Genomic DNA, 15,769 nt, shown 5'->3' on the forward strand with positions numbered 1-15,769 from the left:
CTACTCCTTTCTTTATATTTATTATAATCATTATGAGGGGAAAAATCTATTTAAAGAAATGGATTTCCGCTCAAATGAAAAATTACTAAGGTTTCTACCGTCATAATCATGTAAAATGAATATAAGATTCATTTTAAGGGGGAAAAGGGAATGCAAAGACAAGTGGAATTAACTGTTTATGGAGCGGAGGTATTATGTCCAAGCTGTGTAAACCTTCCTTCCTCAAAGGAAACATATGAGTGGCTTCAGGCTGCACTTGGCCGAAAGTATCCAGATCAGCCTTTCAAAATTACGTATGTGGATATCCACAATCCACCCGAAGAAGCCGAGAAACAGGAGTTTGCTCAAAGGGTGATTGAAGAGGATATGTTTTATCCGGTCGTCTTAATTGAAGATGAAGTAGTGGGGGAAGGCAATCCAAAGCTGAAAACCGTTTATTCAGTGATGGAGAAATACGGATATAAAGCAGAGTAGAAAAAATGAGCATTTCCTAAAAGGAGATGCTCATTTTTAATGGCGCTTCTGCTTTTCTTAGCCCCGGTGAAATTTATACATCCAAAGAATTCCTGATTTAAGAAGTCGAGCTACTCGGCCTGTAATGGCACGATCAGCTACGACTCCAAATCCGTGCTTACTGCCAAGGGAGCCAAGTACACCTTTTAGCTTTATCGTTGGCAGTGATTCAGGAAGTTCTTCACCTTTCCAACGTTTCAATAGGATTTGCACAATTTGCTCGGCCTGTCCTTCAGCCAGCTGGGCACTTGNNGGCTTGCGCAATCCCCAACAACATACACATGTTCATCCCCAGGAAGGTTATGATGCTTAGTAAGAACAACACGCCCTTGTGGATCCTTCTCAACATCCAAATCACGAACGACCTTATTAGGCTGAATGCCGGCAGTCCATACAATTGCATCACATGGAACGGGCTCATCATGATTAAAAAGAACATTTTTTTCTACACGTGTAATATTAGAATGACTGACAATCTCTATGCCATGGCTGTTAAACCAGTTTTCAACATACATGCTTAATCTTTCAGGAAAGGCAGAAAGAATATGGCTCCCTCTGTCAAATAATTTAATGTTTAAATCCGAACGGCTTTCATGCAGTTCTGATGCAATTTCAACCCCGCTCAATCCAGCACCAACAATTCCAACAACAGACCCTGGAGTTAAGTTATTTAAAGCTTGGTAGGTTGCACGAGATTTTTCAATGGTTTGAATGCTTAAAGTGAATTCATCTGCACCAGGCACATTATGATATTTATCCTCACAGCCTAAACCGATAATTAAATCATCATAATGAACCGATGTGCCTTCAAGCAAGTTAACCTTTTTGTTACTAAGATCAATGCCTGTGATTTCGCCAAATTTCACATCGAGTCTTGGGTGTTCAGGGTAGGCTACCCTTACATGCTGATCAGAGATTGTCCCAGCAGCTAATGCGTAATATTCTGTTTTCAAACAATGATAAGGTACTCGATCGATTAAAGTAATGGAAACATCGTCTGGCAGCTGATTGGGAAGAAGACGTTCAATTGCTCTCATCCCGCCATAGCCACCGCCAAGTATTACAAGACTTTTCATATTGTATCCCCTTTATGTCCCGTTCTAAAAAGCTTTGCTGAAATAGTATATGTAAAACGCTTATCCCATAGAAAGTATAACTAAATTGTCATAAAATCACAACCTTAATAGGAATGCAGCTTGACAATACTAGGCATATGTTGTATTAGTAAAGTTTTATATTTGTCCCTTTTTTATTATGAATTGCTGCTCATTTATCCACTGAACGTTTTTTTCGAGACAAAAACCTTCAAGAACAAGTGCGTATATAACGGTTAACATAATAAAAGTGAAAATCATTGCAGAAATAGCTGAAAAAAGGTAGCATGAAAAAGGGTTTATGTTTAAATATGAAGTATTCGGATTGATAGCTTCAGGCTGAGGTGATCGTAGTGATAAAGCCCATCATAGAGTTTTGTGTCAGCAATTTGGCAAGCGGATCTCAAAAGGCGCTTGAAATATTAGAGAAGGATTATGACCTCGATGTTATTGAATATGGATGTTTAGGCTATTGCGGAAAATGTGCATCTGCTTTATTTGCTCTCGTAAATGGCGAGGTAGTTACAGGGGAAACTCCTGATGAACTAGTTCAAAATATCTATCAATATTTAGAGGAAAATCCTATGTTTTAATATAACTAAAAAATAGGGTGATAAAAAGGTTTTGCCGTTCATCATAACAAGCTTCAAATTGTTACGAGAAGGCTGGCATTTCTTCTTATCACCCTTTTCTTAAGCTTGCTTAGCAGTCTTCTGGCTGTCACGCATTTCATACCATCTTTCTCTAGCCATTTCGATAATACCAGATTCGATTGACCGATTTTGCTGTTCAATCACCTTTGAAAAGAATTTAACAGCTTGGTCATTTCGATGCGTTCGCCTAGAAAGCTCGCCTATTAAATACATAAGCTTCACTTCAGATACTTGTGTACCTCTAAAATCATCTGCCATATAAGAATCTACATACGATTTTGTTGCCAGCTTCAAAAATCTTTGCTCCTGTTCCTCATTTTCCAGGCTTCGATAGATCCATGCTAACCTCATATACATACCTGCAATTGTGATATGCTTCTCTTTCTTCAGCAGGCCGCAATAGACGGCTAATTTATATGTTTTGATGGCATCACTTAATGTACGCTTTTGTCCAAAATCATGGGGATTCCATTGATCGCAAACCTGAGCTTGTATGACTTCAACAGCTCCGGGTGGAAAATAGGGAGAAAAATCGCTAGTTGAAGAAAATCCGCAATGAGGGCAAACTTCAACGTGATAAAGAATCGGATTGGCTTCCTCGGAGGTATAGTTAGGGCGGAAATCAGTGTCATAGTTCTTTACCTTTATAAACCTGGAACGCAGCTTTTTACTAGTAAACGATTTTTTGCACATTCTGCATTCGCACTTTTTGTCAAAGATGGGTTCAATTTCTGTCATTGTGATCGCCTCCTAGGAAATTTGGTTTAGTTTTGCTGTAAGTTATATATACCATTATAACTAAAATTATACTTTATTCCATGATAAAAGCACTAATTCATCTCTTTCTGTTCATCAAATGTCATTAATTTGTTTGAAACTGATTAGTTGAGGTCACGAACTGTAGTGTATATACTATTATAGAAAGAGGATAGTTTTCATAGTTAATACCGTGATTAAGTTTAAATTATCGATTGACAATAATAAATGAATTAAAGGAGTGAAGATAAGTGAGTGATGTTGTTATTTTGACAGATGCTGCCGCTTCGCAAATTAAAGATATGATGAAGGCTAATGAAGAGGAAAATGCCTTATTAAGAGTTTCTGTAAAAGGTGGGGGATGCAGCGGATTATCTTATGGAATGGGTTTTGCCCATGAAGTAGAAGAAAATGATAGTCAATTCGAACAGCATGGGATTAAAATTGTTGTTAGCAAAGAGGACGCACCGATCCTGAATGGAACGAAAATTGATTATAAACAATCGATGATGGGCGGCGGGTTCACGATTGATAACCCGAATGCGATCGCCTCATGCGGATGCGGGTCTTCCTTCAGAACCGCCACTGCGGCAGGTACACCAGAGGAATGTTAATCAAATGGGGGTGCCCCTTAAGGCACCCTTAAATTAATTAGTCAAACATAGAGCTGCTATGCATTGGCTGTATTTTAGCTTTAGGATCAATATATGCCTTTGCATTGTTGACCGCAGTAGGTGCTTCACCAAATCCGCATGCGATTAACTTTACTTTCCCTTCATACGTACAAATATCTCCTGCTGCATAAATGCCTGGAATATTTGTTTCCATTTTGGAATTGACCACGATCGAGTTCTTCTCTATGTTAAGACCCCATTCTTTAATTGGACCAAGGGAAGAAACGAATCCGTAGTTACAGATGACTGCGTCTACATCGATCGTTTCCTTTGTCTTATCATCTGCACCTTCTAGCACTACTTGGCTTATGCCTTTGTCCTTGCCGATTAATTCTGTTGGGACAAATGGTGTTTTTATATTAACTTTAGAATTGTGAAGATTTTCAACACTATGCTCATGGGCACGGAATTTATCCCTGCGGTGAACGATTGTGACCTTTTCAGCAATCGGCTCTAGCATAAGCGCCCAGTCAACAGCAGAGTCCCCTCCGCCAAATACAACAACCTTTTGACCAGCAAATTGATTGAGGTCGTCAATAAAATAGTGAAGGTTTTTCCCTTCATATTGTGCAGCACTTTCTAATTCAAGGCGTCGAGGTTGGAAGGCACCGTTTCCTGCCGTTATAATAACTGTTTTCGTATAATGTATTTCTCTATTCGTTGTTAGCTTAAAAATGCCGTCTTCTTGCTTCTCAAGCTTCTCTACAGATTGTTCAAGTGCAGTTGCCGGTTCAAATTTAGCCATTTGCTCTTTCAAATTATTAATTAATTCTTGAGCGCGGACTTTTGGAAAACCTGCTACATCATATATGTATTTCTCTGGATATAGGGCTGATAATTGGCCGCCAAGCTGTGGCAAGCTTTCTATAATTTTAACAGAAGCCTGCCTCATTCCGCCGTAGAAAGCAGTAAATAAACCAGCAGGACCTCCCCCAATAATCGTTATATCATACACTTTTGGATCTTCTTTCACTACATAACCCCCCAACTATAATAGTGCAATTTAAAGTATATAATAACATATTTTTTTCCAAACCTCACTCCTGGTTAGAAATATTACGAATAGACGAAACATTTAATCATTTTTTCTGTTTTTGTTATGATCTGAATTTCGTGAATATTTTTCCCTTCTATTTTTAGGCTTGAAATCCATATAAAAAACGAATAATATGAAGGTAGATAGAATGTTAATTTTTTGTGACAAATTTCTAAATTTTTTTTGACATCTTTAGTGAATTACATCACAAACTTTTGATATCCTAAAGATACTAAGAGTAACGTGAAACGGTAATAATAAATTAAAATCTCTAAAAGGTGGAAGATATACATTGAGAAAGCAAAAGATTGTTATATTAGGAGCAGGTTACGGTGGTTTAATGACTGCGACTCGATTACAAAAGGCAATAGGGGTCAATGAAGCCGATATCGTCTTAGTTAACAAAAATGATTATCACTATGAAACAACATGGCTGCATGAAGCATCTGCAGGAACTCTTCACCATGACCGAGTGAGATATGATATTAAAACGGTCATTGATCAAAACAAGGTTGATTTTATTAAAGATACAGCAATTGAAGTAAAAACTGAAGAGAAAAAGGTTATTCTTGCAAATGGTGAGATTAATTATGATTATTTAGTCGTTGCTCTTGGCGGTGAATCCGAAACATTTGGCATTAAGGGCTTAAAAGAGTATGCCTTTTCAATTGTGAACGTGAACTCTGCACGGCAAATCCGTGAGCATATCGAATATCAATTTGCCATTTATAATACAGAAGCAGTAAAAAAGGATGAGCGATTAACCATTATTGTTGGCGGAGCTGGTTTCACTGGAATCGAATTCCTTGGTGAATTAGGAAACCGTATTCCAGAGCTTTGCAGAGAGTATGACGTTGATTTCCAGAAGGTAAAGGTCATCTGTGTTGAAGCAGCACCAATGGTTCTTCCTGGGTTTGATCCAGAGCTAGTAGAGTATGCTGTGGCTCATTTGGAGAAAAAAGGCGTTGAATTCCGCATTGGCACTGCGATTAAAGAATGTACACCTGATGGAATTATTGTAGGAAAAGGCGAGGAAGAAGTAGAAGAAATTAAAGCAGGAACGGTGATCTGGGCAGCTGGTGTACGTGGTAACTCACTTATTGAGAAATCAGGCTTTGAGGCAATGCGCGGCCGTGTGAAGGTTCAGCCGGATTTAAGAGCACCGGGTCATGACGATGTATTCATTATTGGGGATTGCGCTCTGATCATTAACGAAGAAATTAACCGTCCTTACCCTCCAACTGCACAAATTGCCATGCAGCAGGGAGAGGTTTGTGCCAAAAATATTACGGCTCTTATTCGCAATAAAACGGAGTTGGAGTCGTTCAAGCCAGATATTAAAGGTACTGTCTGTTCTTTAGGGGAAGACGATGCAATTGGAGTTGCGTTTGGGAAGAAAATGGTTGGCACAAAAGCTTCATTCATGAAGAAAGTTATCGACAACCGTTCCCTATATATGATTGGCGGCCCATCATTAGTTATGAAAAAAGGGAAATTTAAATTTTTATAAAATCGATTAAATGAAAAGCCTGAGGAAACGGTAAAGTTCCTTAGGCTTTTTAATTTTTTTTATTAAAGTAAACGTGCAAATAAAAAGATTAGCGTGCATAAAGCCGAAAATCGTGCAAATATGAAAATTAACGTGCATAAAATCAAAAAAATATATGGTACTATCAATTTAGAATCATAAAGGGGGATTGAATATGAGCCAAAAAAGGGGAAAGGTTTGGCTGGCGGTTTCCGGGCTTGTCATTTCACCAGATAGTAAATGGCTTGTAGTCAAAAAGAAATATGGAGGGCTAAAGGGAAGTTGGTCCTTGCCAGCCGGCTTTGTGGACCCGGGTGAAACTGCTGATGAAGCAGTCATTCGGGAAATAGAAGAGGAAACGGGCATTAAGTGCACTGTTAAAGGGATGATCGGCCTGAGGACGGGAGTTATTAAAGATGAGATTAGCGATAATATGATTATATTCTTGCTTGAAGCCTTGCCTGGGCAGACGATTCAAGTGCAGGATGGAGAGCTTTATGATGTTCAATTTATCGATCCGCTAGAATTGGCTGAAGATGAAAATGCGTCCATACTACTCAAATATTTAGCTAATCGTTCGGATTCCTCGGCAAAGCCGTTAATGGATGGAATAAACCCTGGAGATCAGTTTGGCTATACAGCATATCGGTTATTTTTATAATCTAATAGGACAATTTAACCCAATATAATAATTGACTCCCAAATCTACATTAAGTACACTAATTATTGATGTGCTGAGGGAGGAACGGAATCAATGCAGATGACTATTTTCGTATTGCCAATTTCCATGCTGTTATTCTTTGTGTTATTTTTTGGAATTGGATTTATTTTAAATATGCTGCTGAGAATGTCATGGATCATGGCAATTATTTATCCAATTGTTGCAATATTAATCATTGATAAGGTGCGTTTTATTGAGTATTTTCAAAAAACTAAAGAATCGTTTTCAAGCCTGGGAAATGAATTATCCCAGCTCGCCACAGCGGATGTACTGATTTTGAGCAGCGGGATGGCAGGTGCCATAGTGGCGGGAATAACGATTAAAGTTCTTCGTAAAAAAGGGTATCAAATGTTTTAATCAAATATTCTACAAGTTGGAAATCTCTGCATTCAGCAGGGATTTTTTTATTTAATAAAATTCGGAAAAAAACTTTAAAATACTGGTTTTACAGGGGCATAAAGGTTTGTTTTCAGATAATTTAGTTTATTTTTTTGGCTCTTCTGTGAATATTCTCTTGAAAGTTGGAAATGAATATTCTTGGGAGGAGTGAAAAATAAAATGAATAGAATAAAAACTTGGACAAGACGTGTAATCATGTCAACTTTATTTTTGGCAGCTTTATTAACAACCTTTCAATCCATTTCAGGAGTACATGCAAAATCAATCGTCAATTATTTTAATAGTGATGATTTCCGTCAAAGTAAGAATTCAGATGACCATCCTTTTAGTCATACATTTAAAAGCGTGGGTATCGCCTATAAATATTTAAAGCAAATTGCAAATGTAGATTTAAAAATTTCCTCTAGCCGGGCGGTATCCGGAACACCGCCAAAATTAGAGGAGGCCATTGATTGGTCACAATATCCGATGAAAAAAGTAATAGCTACGGGTTATACTGCTTTCTATGAATCAACAGGGAAAAATCCTGGTCATCCTGGATTCGGTATTACATATTCAGGCGTAAAGGTGAAAAGAGATTTATATTCAACAGTAGCAGCAGATTTAAATGTATTCCCAATAGGAACGATCATTTTTGTCCCTGATTATGGATATGGAGTCGTTGCTGATAAAGGCGGAGCGATAAAAGGAAATAAAGTTGACCTATATTTTGAAACAGTCGATGATGTCTATAATGAATGGGGAAAAAAGACAATTGATGTTTATGTTGTTGAAATGGGTGACGGAACTCTTACTGAAGAAGAATTACATGCTTTAAATGAAAATGAATCCATGCAGGTTTTTCGTCAGCAATATATTAAATCAGAGCGAAAATAAAAAGTACAGGCAATCCATTGAAACGGATTTGCCTGTTTTTTTATAACTGCCTTTTTAGCAGACTATTGAATAGACGCATACGCTTCGGGGTGAATTTTCTTCGCCAGCTTAATCGCTCCTTCGATCAAACGAGGTGACGGCCTGCAGTATAGCTCTTCCTCAAGAACAAGAATATGCTGATTTCTGACCGCGTCCATTTGATCCCAGCTTGGTCTTTTTAGAACAATTTCTGGATTGACTTTCTCCTTCCGAACACCTACCCATGCAAGGCAAATATAATCGGGGTTCCGGCGAAATACATCATCCCAATCAGTTTGAACACTTGCCAATTCTACATCTTTAAACAAGTTAACTGCTCCGGCAAGTTCGCTTATTTCAGTTAGCCAATTGACTTGACCCGGGGTAAAGACAGGCTTCGGCCACCATTCCCAGTAAAGGGAAGGCTTTTCCTCAATATTTGCAGCGATCATCCTTAATTCTTCGATTTGTGAGCGGAATACCAAAGCGGCTTTTTCACCGGCCTCAGGCTGAGCTAATGCTTTTGCGGTAATAATTAAATCATTTTCAATATCTTTTAAGCTTTGTGGATTTAGAATGATATGGGGTATGTTTCTTTTCTCTAATTCTTCAATGTTTTTCTCCATGCCAGGCACACTCAAAGACGCCAGGACTAAATCTGGCTGCAGTTCTTCCACTTTATCCATATTAATCGAAAGATCCGGCCCGAGCCGAGGCAAATGTTTAATTTGCTCTGGCCAGTCGGAAAAGTCATCAACACCTGTGAGAAGGTGAGTAAGGCCTAAATATTCAACTAGCTCTGTATTACTTGGACATATAGAAACGATTCTCAATGATTTCACACCTTTTGGTTAACATTAAGCAGATATTTATTAAGAAATAATATAATGTAAAAAAAGTGTTAACAGAATGCCGGTTAAGCCGCCAAAAAAAACCTCAATTGGTTTATGGCCAAGCAATTCCTTTAATTCCTTCCTTTTCTCTTGTTCTGCTTTTTTTTGCCAAACCTTGGCTTCTTCCATAAAACGGTTAAAATCTGACATTAATTGATTTAACACAATGGCTTGTTCCCCTGCTTGTCTACGAACTCCAGTCGCATCAAACATAGTGATAATGGCAAATACAGCAGATATTGCAAACACTGGTGAGTCTAAACCAGTTTCCAATGCAACACCAGTAGAAAGTGCGGTAACGGCTGCTGAATGAGAGCTTGGCATTCCGCCTGTGCTCGTAAGCAATGCCCAATTAACCTTTCGAGTAGCAATAAAGTGAATTGGGACTTTAACAAACTGGGCAAAGAAGATGGCCGCTATGGCCGACCAAAGAGGAAAATTCAATAATAAATCCATTTATTAACCACCTTTTAAACAACCAAAAGGAAACATATTTAATTCTGTGGATTTTTTTTAGAAAAATTTCGACTATTTCCCGCAGAATTAAATCCTTTTGTTAAGATGATAATAATAATTTGCTGATAGTGCAATGTTTTTCAGAAGGAAAGCAGAGGGGCATTGTATTATTTTGGGTAAAATCTCTCATAGGGGAGTGATTTGATTGAAGGACTACCCACTCGAATATTATGAGTTTTTTATAAAGTTTAATGAAGGGGATTACTATACTTGCCATGATCTTCTTGAAGAAATGTGGATGACCGATAAGGGGAATTTATTTTTTAAAGGGCTGCTGCAAATGAGTGTAGCGATTTATCATTATGAATACGGCAATATTAAAGGCGCAAGGCTCATGATGCAGGCAGCACATGATTATTTACAGGATTACCGTCCAATGCACTGGGGAATAGATCTTGAACACGTTTATTCATTTATGGAAGAATGTCTTTCCCTTTTTCCTAAGGATATTGACCGTGTTCCGTTTGAAGAGGTTGAGTCCCTTCCTAAATTACCTGAGTTAATATTGTTTTTAAATGATTAGATAGTCGAAATAATTTTCTTTTTTCGCTATAATGAGAGCATCAAATATGGAGGTGGAAAAATGTTTACGGTATTAAAGGAATTAAATTATGCAAAAGAACATGAATGCCTCATCCTTGGAATTTTCGAAAAGCCGAATAAATTCGATGGAGTTCTTTCGAGTCTTGATCATGAATTTGGCGGGCAATTAACGGACCTTGTTAGAGGCGGTGATGTATCTGCCAAGAAAAAGTCTGTTTCAAAGGTACATACTTTCGGGAAAATAGGGGCAAAAAGATTATATATTGTCGGTCTTGGCAAGGAAAATGATTATAGCTTTGAAATTTTACGTGAGGCACTTGGAAAAACATTTAAAGCTGTAAAAGCAGACAAGTTACAGGACGCAGCTGTATTCCTTTCATCATTCACGAATGAAAATGTAGATGCAATGGATGCTGCACATGCTGTTGGTGAAGCACTTACATTATCGACTTATTCCTTTGCTGGCTATAAACAAAAATCAAATGAGCCTGAAAAATTCATTGAGAATGTAACCGTATATAGCGATTCTTTAGAAGAAGAGGAAATTAAAGCAGCTTTAACGGTCGGTTATACATATGGAAAAGGAACGAACTCAGCCCGTACACTTGTAAATCTGCCGGGAAATATGCTGACGGCTACAAACATGGCTAACTATGCTCTAGAATTAGCGGCTAAATATGATTTTGAAGCAGAGATCCTCGAAAAGGAAGATATGCTAAAGCTCGGCATGGGTGCCTTATTAGCCGTTAACCAAGGCTCTGTTGAACCTCCTAAAATGATTGTTCTCAAGTATCAAGGAAAAGAGGAATGGAAGGACGTCATTGGTTTAGTCGGAAAAGGGATTACGTTCGATACTGGGGGCTACTCCATTAAGCCAAAGGATGGAATTGTTGGCATGAAATCGGATATGGGCGGTGCAGCAGCTGTCCTTGGAGCTATGGAAATTATTGGTGAGCTTAGACCGGAACAAAATGTTGTCGCGGTTATTCCTTCAACTGACAACATGATTAGCGGAAATGCGCTTAAGCCTGATGATGTGATCACTTCTATGAGCGGCAAAACGATTGAAGTACTGAATACAGATGCTGAAGGTCGCCTTGCTTTAGCAGACGCGGTAACGTATGCAAAGTTTCATGGGGCTAACTATCTTGTAGATGTTGCGACATTAACGGGAGGAGTCATTGTTGCGCTCGGAAATGAAACGACAGGTGCTTTAACTAATAATGAAGCACTATGGGAGCAGGTTCTCGAAGCATCCTATGAAGCAGGGGAGCCAATCTGGAGACTTCCTTTATTTGAAAAAGATAAACAAAGAATAAGAAGCAGTAAGATTGCCGATTTAAATAACTCTCCAGGACGAGAAGGACATGCGATTATGGGAGGAGGGTTTGTGGGAGAATTTGCTGAAGGAACACCGTGGGTGCACCTTGACATTGCTGGAACAGCAACGACCCGCAAAGAACATAGTCTTGGCCCATCCGGTGCAACAGGCGTAATGGTCCGTACACTAGCCCTGCTTGTTGAAAGATTTGAAGTATAGGGACGGTTCTCAATATAAAATGGGCCAAGGGAATGTCCCCTTGACCCAGGTTCTTCTATCCCAATGGTATGGTCAAGGGAATTGAAAGTTTGACCTCCCTTGGCCTAAAATCCGAAAAGAGATGTAATAATATTTTTTCTTTTTATCTTCTTTTTAGGCTTCTCATTATCAAATATTAATAGATTTTCGGCAGGCAGCTTATTTTTTAGGCTGCTCTGTTTATTTTCAAGTATTTCAATCCGCTCAGTTAAATTCTTAATAATGCCCTGGAGATCTTCAATCTCACGGCGGTGCTGCAGCAGTTGATAGGAAACTACATCATCTGCTTTCCCGTTCACTCTCTGTTCCAGCAGTTCGATTTTCTCCAGCAGCTTTTCAGTTGCTTTGTCACTGAGATTCACGGTTGTTGTCAGACTTCCTCTCCTTGGCTTCCCTTCTTGTACAGTCACATTCTGTAGAATAATTCCTTTACTTAGCTGATCTTGAACTTGTCTCAGCAATTGAATATCTTCCTCTTTAAACCAATAATGACCAAGCTCGTTCCGTTCCATTTGGAGCTCCAGCTGTCTTACCCAACGCTGTACTGTGCTTGGCGAAACCCCTAACAACTTTGCAACAGCACTTGTATTCACACTGATCCCCTCCTTCATTAGTTATTGAATTCTTCCAATAAAAATAAACTCCTTCCTATATGACAAAACTAGTTTATTTTCGGCAAAGAAAGTGGAGATGCTACATGTTTTTATCATTCCCTATAATTAGAAAAAAAGGAGATTAAAAATAGGCAATAGTCCGAAAAATACAACAACTNNTTGATTAATCTGAATTCAATTATTATACTTAAGGTGCTTATAATTTTTTGAATGTTAGGAAAGGGGAATATTTTCTATGATTATTGGGGTACCAAAAGAAATAAAAAATAATGAAAACCGTGTGGCTGCAACACCAGCGAGTGTATATACACTAGTTAAAGCAGGTCATCAAGTATTAGTAGAATCAGAGGCAGGTCTTGGAAGCGGATTCACAAACGAAGATTATAAAGAGGTTGGAGCGGAAATCGTTCCTACAGCTGCTGAGGCATGGGCTGCAGAAATGGTTATGAAGGTTAAAGAACCTCTTGAGTCGGAATATAAATATTTCCGCAAAGATTTAGTATTATTCACATATCTACACCTAGCTGCAGAGCCAGAATTAGCTAAAGCTCTAGTAGATACTGGTGTTACAGCGATTGCATATGAAACAGTTGAAGTAAATCGTACATTGCCATTACTTACTCCAATGAGTGAAGTAGCTGGACGTATGGCTACTCAAATTGGAGCTCAATTCTTGCAAAAGACTAATGGCGGAAAAGGCATCCTTCTTGCAGGCGTACCAGGCGTTTCACGCGGTAAAGTTACTATCGTTGGCGGTGGAGTAGTTGGTATTAATGCTGCGAAAATGGCAATCGGACTTGGTGCTCAAGTTACGATTATCGACCTTAGCCCTGAGCGTCTTCGTCAATTAGACGATATTTTCGGCAACAACATCCAAACATTAATGTCTAACCCATTCAATATCGCTCAAGCTGTTAAAGAAAGCGATCTTGTAGTTGGTGCTGTATTAATTCCTGGTGCTAAAGCTCCTAAATTAGTTACAGAAGAAATGGTTAAGACAATGGCTCCTGGTTCAGTTGTTATTGACGTGGCTGTTGACCAAGGCGGAATCTTTGAAACAGTTGACCATATTACAACTCATGACAACCCAACATATGAAAAGCATGGCGTTGTTCACTATGCAGTTGCAAATATGCCTGGTGCTGTTCCAAGAACTTCTACAATTGCCCTTACAAACGTTACGATCAACTATGCTTTACAAATTGCTAACAAAGGTGTTAAGAAAGCAGTTGAAGACAACGCATCATTAAAACTAGGCGTTAACGTCCTTAACGGAAACATTACTTACCAAGCGGTTGCTAAAGACCTTGGTTATGAGTATGTATCTGTTGACCAAGCTTTCGAAAACTAAGAATTAATTTTTCAACTTAAGCCCTTTTAGCTTCAAGCTAGGGGGCTTTTTCAATGGGATTTGACATTGTGAAGATTTATTTATATAATTTCCAAAAATAGAGTAAATACATTGACGAGGATTAGTAAAGTGTTTCAGTTTATTCTAGAGAGGAAGTCATTTGGTGCAAGACTTCTATAAACGGTCACTTGAACCTGCCTCCGAGTACTGTATCGGATAAATATTGAAGATACAAGCGGGTTCATATCCGTTATCATGATTCGAGAGTAAAGCTATGCTTTAAATTAGGGTGGTACCGCCATGCATTGGTCCCTAATTTGAAGTATGGCTTTTTTTAATAAGGGGATAGGGAGACGGATCTAGTGTCCCAGCAAAATAGGACATCAGAACCGTCCCCTTGTCCCTCAAAATTTAAAAGAGGTGTAAAGAAATGGCTAAAGAATTTGTTAAAGACATTACAGCAATGGATGATGATTTTGCCCAGTGGTATACAGATGTTGTAACGAAGGCAGATCTAATCGACTATTCAAGTGTACGCGGATGCATGATTATGCGCCCTTACGGTTATGCTTTATGGGAAAATATTAAAAATGAATTGGATCAACGCATTAAAGATACAGGTCATGAAAATGTGTATATGCCTTTATTTATTCCAGAAAGCTTGCTGCAAAAGGAGAAAGACCATGTCGAAGGATTTGCTCCAGAGGTAGCTTGGGTAACGCACGGGGGATCAGAAGAACTGGCAGAGCGCTTATGTGTCCGTCCAACTTCAGAGGTGCTTTTCTGTGAGCATTATAGTAATATTATCCACTCATATCGGGATTTGCCTAAGCTATACAATCAATGGGCAAATGTTGTGAGATGGGAGAAAACAACTAGACCGTTCCTGCGTACAATGGAATTTCAGTGGCAAGAAGGTCATACTTGTCATGCAACTGATGAAGACGCACATGAAGAAACAAAACAAATGCTTGATGTATATACGGATCTTTGCGAAAATATCCTCGCTATACCAGTGGTAAGAGGTAGAAAGACTGATAAAGAAAAGTTTGCAGGGGCTAAGTTTACGTACACAATTGAAAGCTTAATGCATGATGGAAAGGCACTGCAATCTGGAACTTCTCATCATTTAGGAGATGGATTTGCTAAAGCGTTTGGCATTCAATATTTAGATAAAGAGGGAAAGCAGCAATATGTACATCAAACATCATGGGGATTAACGACCCGCATCATTGGAGCGATGATCATGGTTCATGGAGATGACAGAGGACTTGTGATTCCGCCAAAAGCTGCTCCAACTCAAGTGATGATTGTTCCAATTGCTCAGCATAAAGAAGGCGTTCTTGATTTTGCCTATGACTTAAAAGACAAGCTTTCTAAACTTGCGCGTGTGGGCATTGATGCAAGCGACAAAAAGCCAGGCTGGAAATTTAATGAATATGAAATGAAGGGTGTTCCACTTCGTTTAGAGGTTGGCCCTAAGGATATTGAAAATAAACAAGTCGTACTTGCCCGCCGCGATACAGGGGAAAAATTGATTGTTAGCCTGGATCAATTAGAGACAAAGCTTACAGAAGTATTAGATGACATTCAGCAAAATTTATATAATAAAGCAAAAGAGCTACGCGAACAAAAAACCTATGTTGCGACAACTTATGATGAATTTAAAGATACTTTCGCCAATAAATCAGGTTTCGTAAAGGCCATGTGGTGCGGAGAGCTTGAGTGTGAAGAAAAAATAAAAGAAGAAACAAGCGTGACTTCAAGATGTATCCCATTTGAGCAAGAAGCTGTTTCATCCGAGTGCGTCTGCTGTGGACGTGAAGCTAATGAGCTAGTATATTGGGCGAAGGCGTATTAAATAAAATGTGCTTCATTCTGGACCTTGTTCAAGCGTGAAATTAGTTCCCGCGGTCACCAGAAGAGTGTTCTGGTGCCTGCTTAAGCGTAAAATCAGTGCCCGTGGTCACCAGAAGAGCAGTCTGGTGCCCGCTTAAGCGTAAAA

General features: G+C 38.8%; 16 protein-coding genes, 1 pseudogene and 1 other annotated feature. Of the genes and pseudogenes, 11 read left to right on the forward strand and 6 right to left on the reverse strand.

Translation table 11 applies throughout. The annotated features are described in order from the left end of the window. Window positions 1-150 precede the first annotated feature (150 nt). Window positions 151-474 (forward strand): YuzD family protein, encoded by a 324-nt coding sequence (locus tag V7149_RS12005; protein WP_335345861.1) that lies wholly within the window; start codon window positions 151-153, stop codon window positions 472-474. Window positions 475-531: 57 nt separating this feature from the next. Here the strand turns inward: V7149_RS12005 and V7149_RS12010 are convergent. Then, window positions 532-1,589: pseudogene (locus V7149_RS12010) on the reverse strand (NAD(P)/FAD-dependent oxidoreductase). A gap of 371 nt (window positions 1,590-1,960) precedes the next feature. On the opposite strand from V7149_RS12010, the gene V7149_RS12015 reads away from it, so the two are divergent. Then, the gene (locus tag V7149_RS12015) at window positions 1,961-2,200 is read left to right on the forward strand and encodes a YuzB family protein (RefSeq protein ID WP_335345862.1); all 240 of its coding nucleotides are present in this window, start codon (window positions 1,961-1,963) and stop codon (window positions 2,198-2,200) included. A 99-nt stretch (window positions 2,201-2,299) separates the two neighbouring features. On the opposite strand, the gene V7149_RS12020 is transcribed toward V7149_RS12015, so the two are convergent. Continuing rightward, a complete protein-coding gene (locus tag V7149_RS12020; protein WP_335345863.1) occupies window positions 2,300-2,998 on the reverse strand; it encodes a DUF2225 domain-containing protein in 699 nt (232 codons plus the stop codon). 269 nt (window positions 2,999-3,267) lie between these two features. Between V7149_RS12020 and V7149_RS12025 the strand changes: the two genes are divergently transcribed. Further along, the gene (locus tag V7149_RS12025) at window positions 3,268-3,630 is read left to right on the forward strand and encodes a HesB/IscA family protein (RefSeq protein ID WP_335345864.1); all 363 of its coding nucleotides are present in this window, start codon (window positions 3,268-3,270) and stop codon (window positions 3,628-3,630) included. Between the two features lie 37 nt (window positions 3,631-3,667). Here V7149_RS12025 and V7149_RS12030 read toward each other — a convergent pair whose 3' ends face one another. Next, a complete protein-coding gene (locus V7149_RS12030) occupies window positions 3,668-4,663 on the reverse strand; it encodes an NAD(P)/FAD-dependent oxidoreductase (RefSeq protein ID WP_335345865.1) in 996 nt (331 codons plus the stop codon). Window positions 4,664-5,018: 355 nt separating this feature from the next. On the opposite strand from V7149_RS12030, the gene V7149_RS12035 reads away from it, so the two are divergent. The 4 genes from V7149_RS12035 to V7149_RS12050 all read left to right on the forward strand — a co-directional run bounded on the left by V7149_RS12035 (window position 5,019) and on the right by V7149_RS12050 (window position 8,250). Continuing rightward, a complete protein-coding gene (locus V7149_RS12035; protein ID WP_335345866.1) occupies window positions 5,019-6,236 on the forward strand; it encodes an NAD(P)/FAD-dependent oxidoreductase in 1,218 nt (405 codons plus the stop codon). 193 nt (window positions 6,237-6,429) lie between these two features. Continuing rightward, complete coding sequence (locus V7149_RS12040; protein WP_335345867.1) at window positions 6,430-6,915, forward strand: NUDIX hydrolase; 486 nt, start codon at window positions 6,430-6,432, stop codon at window positions 6,913-6,915. A 93-nt stretch (window positions 6,916-7,008) separates the two neighbouring features. Then, on the forward strand, window positions 7,009-7,332 hold the full coding sequence (locus V7149_RS12045; protein WP_335345868.1) for a YuiB family protein: 324 nt from the start codon (window positions 7,009-7,011) through the stop codon (window positions 7,330-7,332). Window positions 7,333-7,533: 201 nt separating this feature from the next. Continuing rightward, window positions 7,534-8,250, forward strand: coding sequence for a 3D domain-containing protein (locus V7149_RS12050; protein ID WP_335345869.1), 717 nt, complete (start codon window positions 7,534-7,536; stop codon window positions 8,248-8,250). A 62-nt stretch (window positions 8,251-8,312) separates the two neighbouring features. Here V7149_RS12050 and V7149_RS12055 read toward each other — a convergent pair whose 3' ends face one another. After that, complete coding sequence (locus tag V7149_RS12055) at window positions 8,313-9,101, reverse strand: cobalamin-binding protein (protein ID WP_335345870.1); 789 nt, start codon at window positions 9,099-9,101, stop codon at window positions 8,313-8,315. Window positions 9,102-9,140: 39 nt separating this feature from the next. Beyond that, on the reverse strand, window positions 9,141-9,617 hold the full coding sequence (locus V7149_RS12060; RefSeq protein ID WP_335345871.1) for a divergent PAP2 family protein: 477 nt from the start codon (window positions 9,615-9,617) through the stop codon (window positions 9,141-9,143). Window positions 9,618-9,822: 205 nt separating this feature from the next. Between V7149_RS12060 and V7149_RS12065 the strand changes: the two genes are divergently transcribed. After that, window positions 9,823-10,200, forward strand: coding sequence for a DUF309 domain-containing protein (locus tag V7149_RS12065; protein WP_335345872.1), 378 nt, complete (start codon window positions 9,823-9,825; stop codon window positions 10,198-10,200). 60 nt (window positions 10,201-10,260) lie between these two features. Further along, window positions 10,261-11,760, forward strand: a complete 1,500-nt coding sequence (locus tag V7149_RS12070; RefSeq protein ID WP_335345873.1) for a leucyl aminopeptidase — start codon at window positions 10,261-10,263, stop codon at window positions 11,758-11,760. A gap of 104 nt (window positions 11,761-11,864) precedes the next feature. Here the strand turns inward: V7149_RS12070 and V7149_RS12075 are convergent, their stop codons facing one another. Beyond that, window positions 11,865-12,392, reverse strand: coding sequence for a MerR family transcriptional regulator (locus tag V7149_RS12075; RefSeq protein ID WP_335345874.1), 528 nt, complete (start codon window positions 12,390-12,392; stop codon window positions 11,865-11,867). Between the two features lie 256 nt (window positions 12,393-12,648). Here V7149_RS12075 and ald point away from each other — a divergent pair, with 256 nt between their 5' ends. Both ald and proS read left to right on the forward strand, forming a co-directional pair. Then, window positions 12,649-13,764: an alanine dehydrogenase gene (ald, locus tag V7149_RS12080; protein ID WP_335345875.1), complete on the forward strand. Its 1,116-nt coding sequence runs from the start codon at window positions 12,649-12,651 to the stop codon at window positions 13,762-13,764. Window positions 13,765-13,866: 102 nt separating this feature from the next. Next, window positions 13,867-14,081 (forward strand) — a binding site (T-box leader). Window positions 14,082-14,194: 113 nt separating this feature from the next. Next, on the forward strand, window positions 14,195-15,625 hold the full coding sequence (gene proS, locus V7149_RS12085; protein ID WP_335345876.1) for a proline--tRNA ligase: 1,431 nt from the start codon (window positions 14,195-14,197) through the stop codon (window positions 15,623-15,625). Window positions 15,626-15,769: the final 144 nt, after the last annotated feature.

The organism is Bacillus sp. JJ1503 (assembly GCF_036965125.1).
In the GTDB taxonomy this organism is placed as follows: domain Bacteria; phylum Bacillota; class Bacilli; order Bacillales; family Cytobacillaceae; genus Cytobacillus.

Bases quoted from the DNA above. Each gene is read 5' to 3' on its own strand.
- V7149_RS12020 (WP_335345863.1), bottom strand. From the start codon at position 2,998: ATGACAGAAATTGAACCCATCTTTGACAAAAAGTGCGAATGCAGAATG.
- V7149_RS12070 (WP_335345873.1), top strand. From the start codon at position 10,261: ATGTTTACGGTATTAAAGGAATTAAATTATGCAAAAGAACATGAATGC.
- V7149_RS12005 (WP_335345861.1), top strand. From the start codon at position 151: ATGCAAAGACAAGTGGAATTAACTGTTTATGGAGCGGAGGTATTATGT.
- proS (WP_335345876.1), top strand. From the start codon at position 14,195: ATGGCTAAAGAATTTGTTAAAGACATTACAGCAATGGATGATGATTTT.
- V7149_RS12045 (WP_335345868.1), top strand. From the start codon at position 7,009: ATGCAGATGACTATTTTCGTATTGCCAATTTCCATGCTGTTATTCTTT.
- ald (WP_335345875.1), top strand. From the start codon at position 12,649: ATGATTATTGGGGTACCAAAAGAAATAAAAAATAATGAAAACCGTGTG.
- V7149_RS12040 (WP_335345867.1), top strand. From the start codon at position 6,430: ATGAGCCAAAAAAGGGGAAAGGTTTGGCTGGCGGTTTCCGGGCTTGTC.
- V7149_RS12060 (WP_335345871.1), bottom strand. From the start codon at position 9,617: ATGGATTTATTATTGAATTTTCCTCTTTGGTCGGCCATAGCGGCCATC.
- V7149_RS12050 (WP_335345869.1), top strand. From the start codon at position 7,534: ATGAATAGAATAAAAACTTGGACAAGACGTGTAATCATGTCAACTTTA.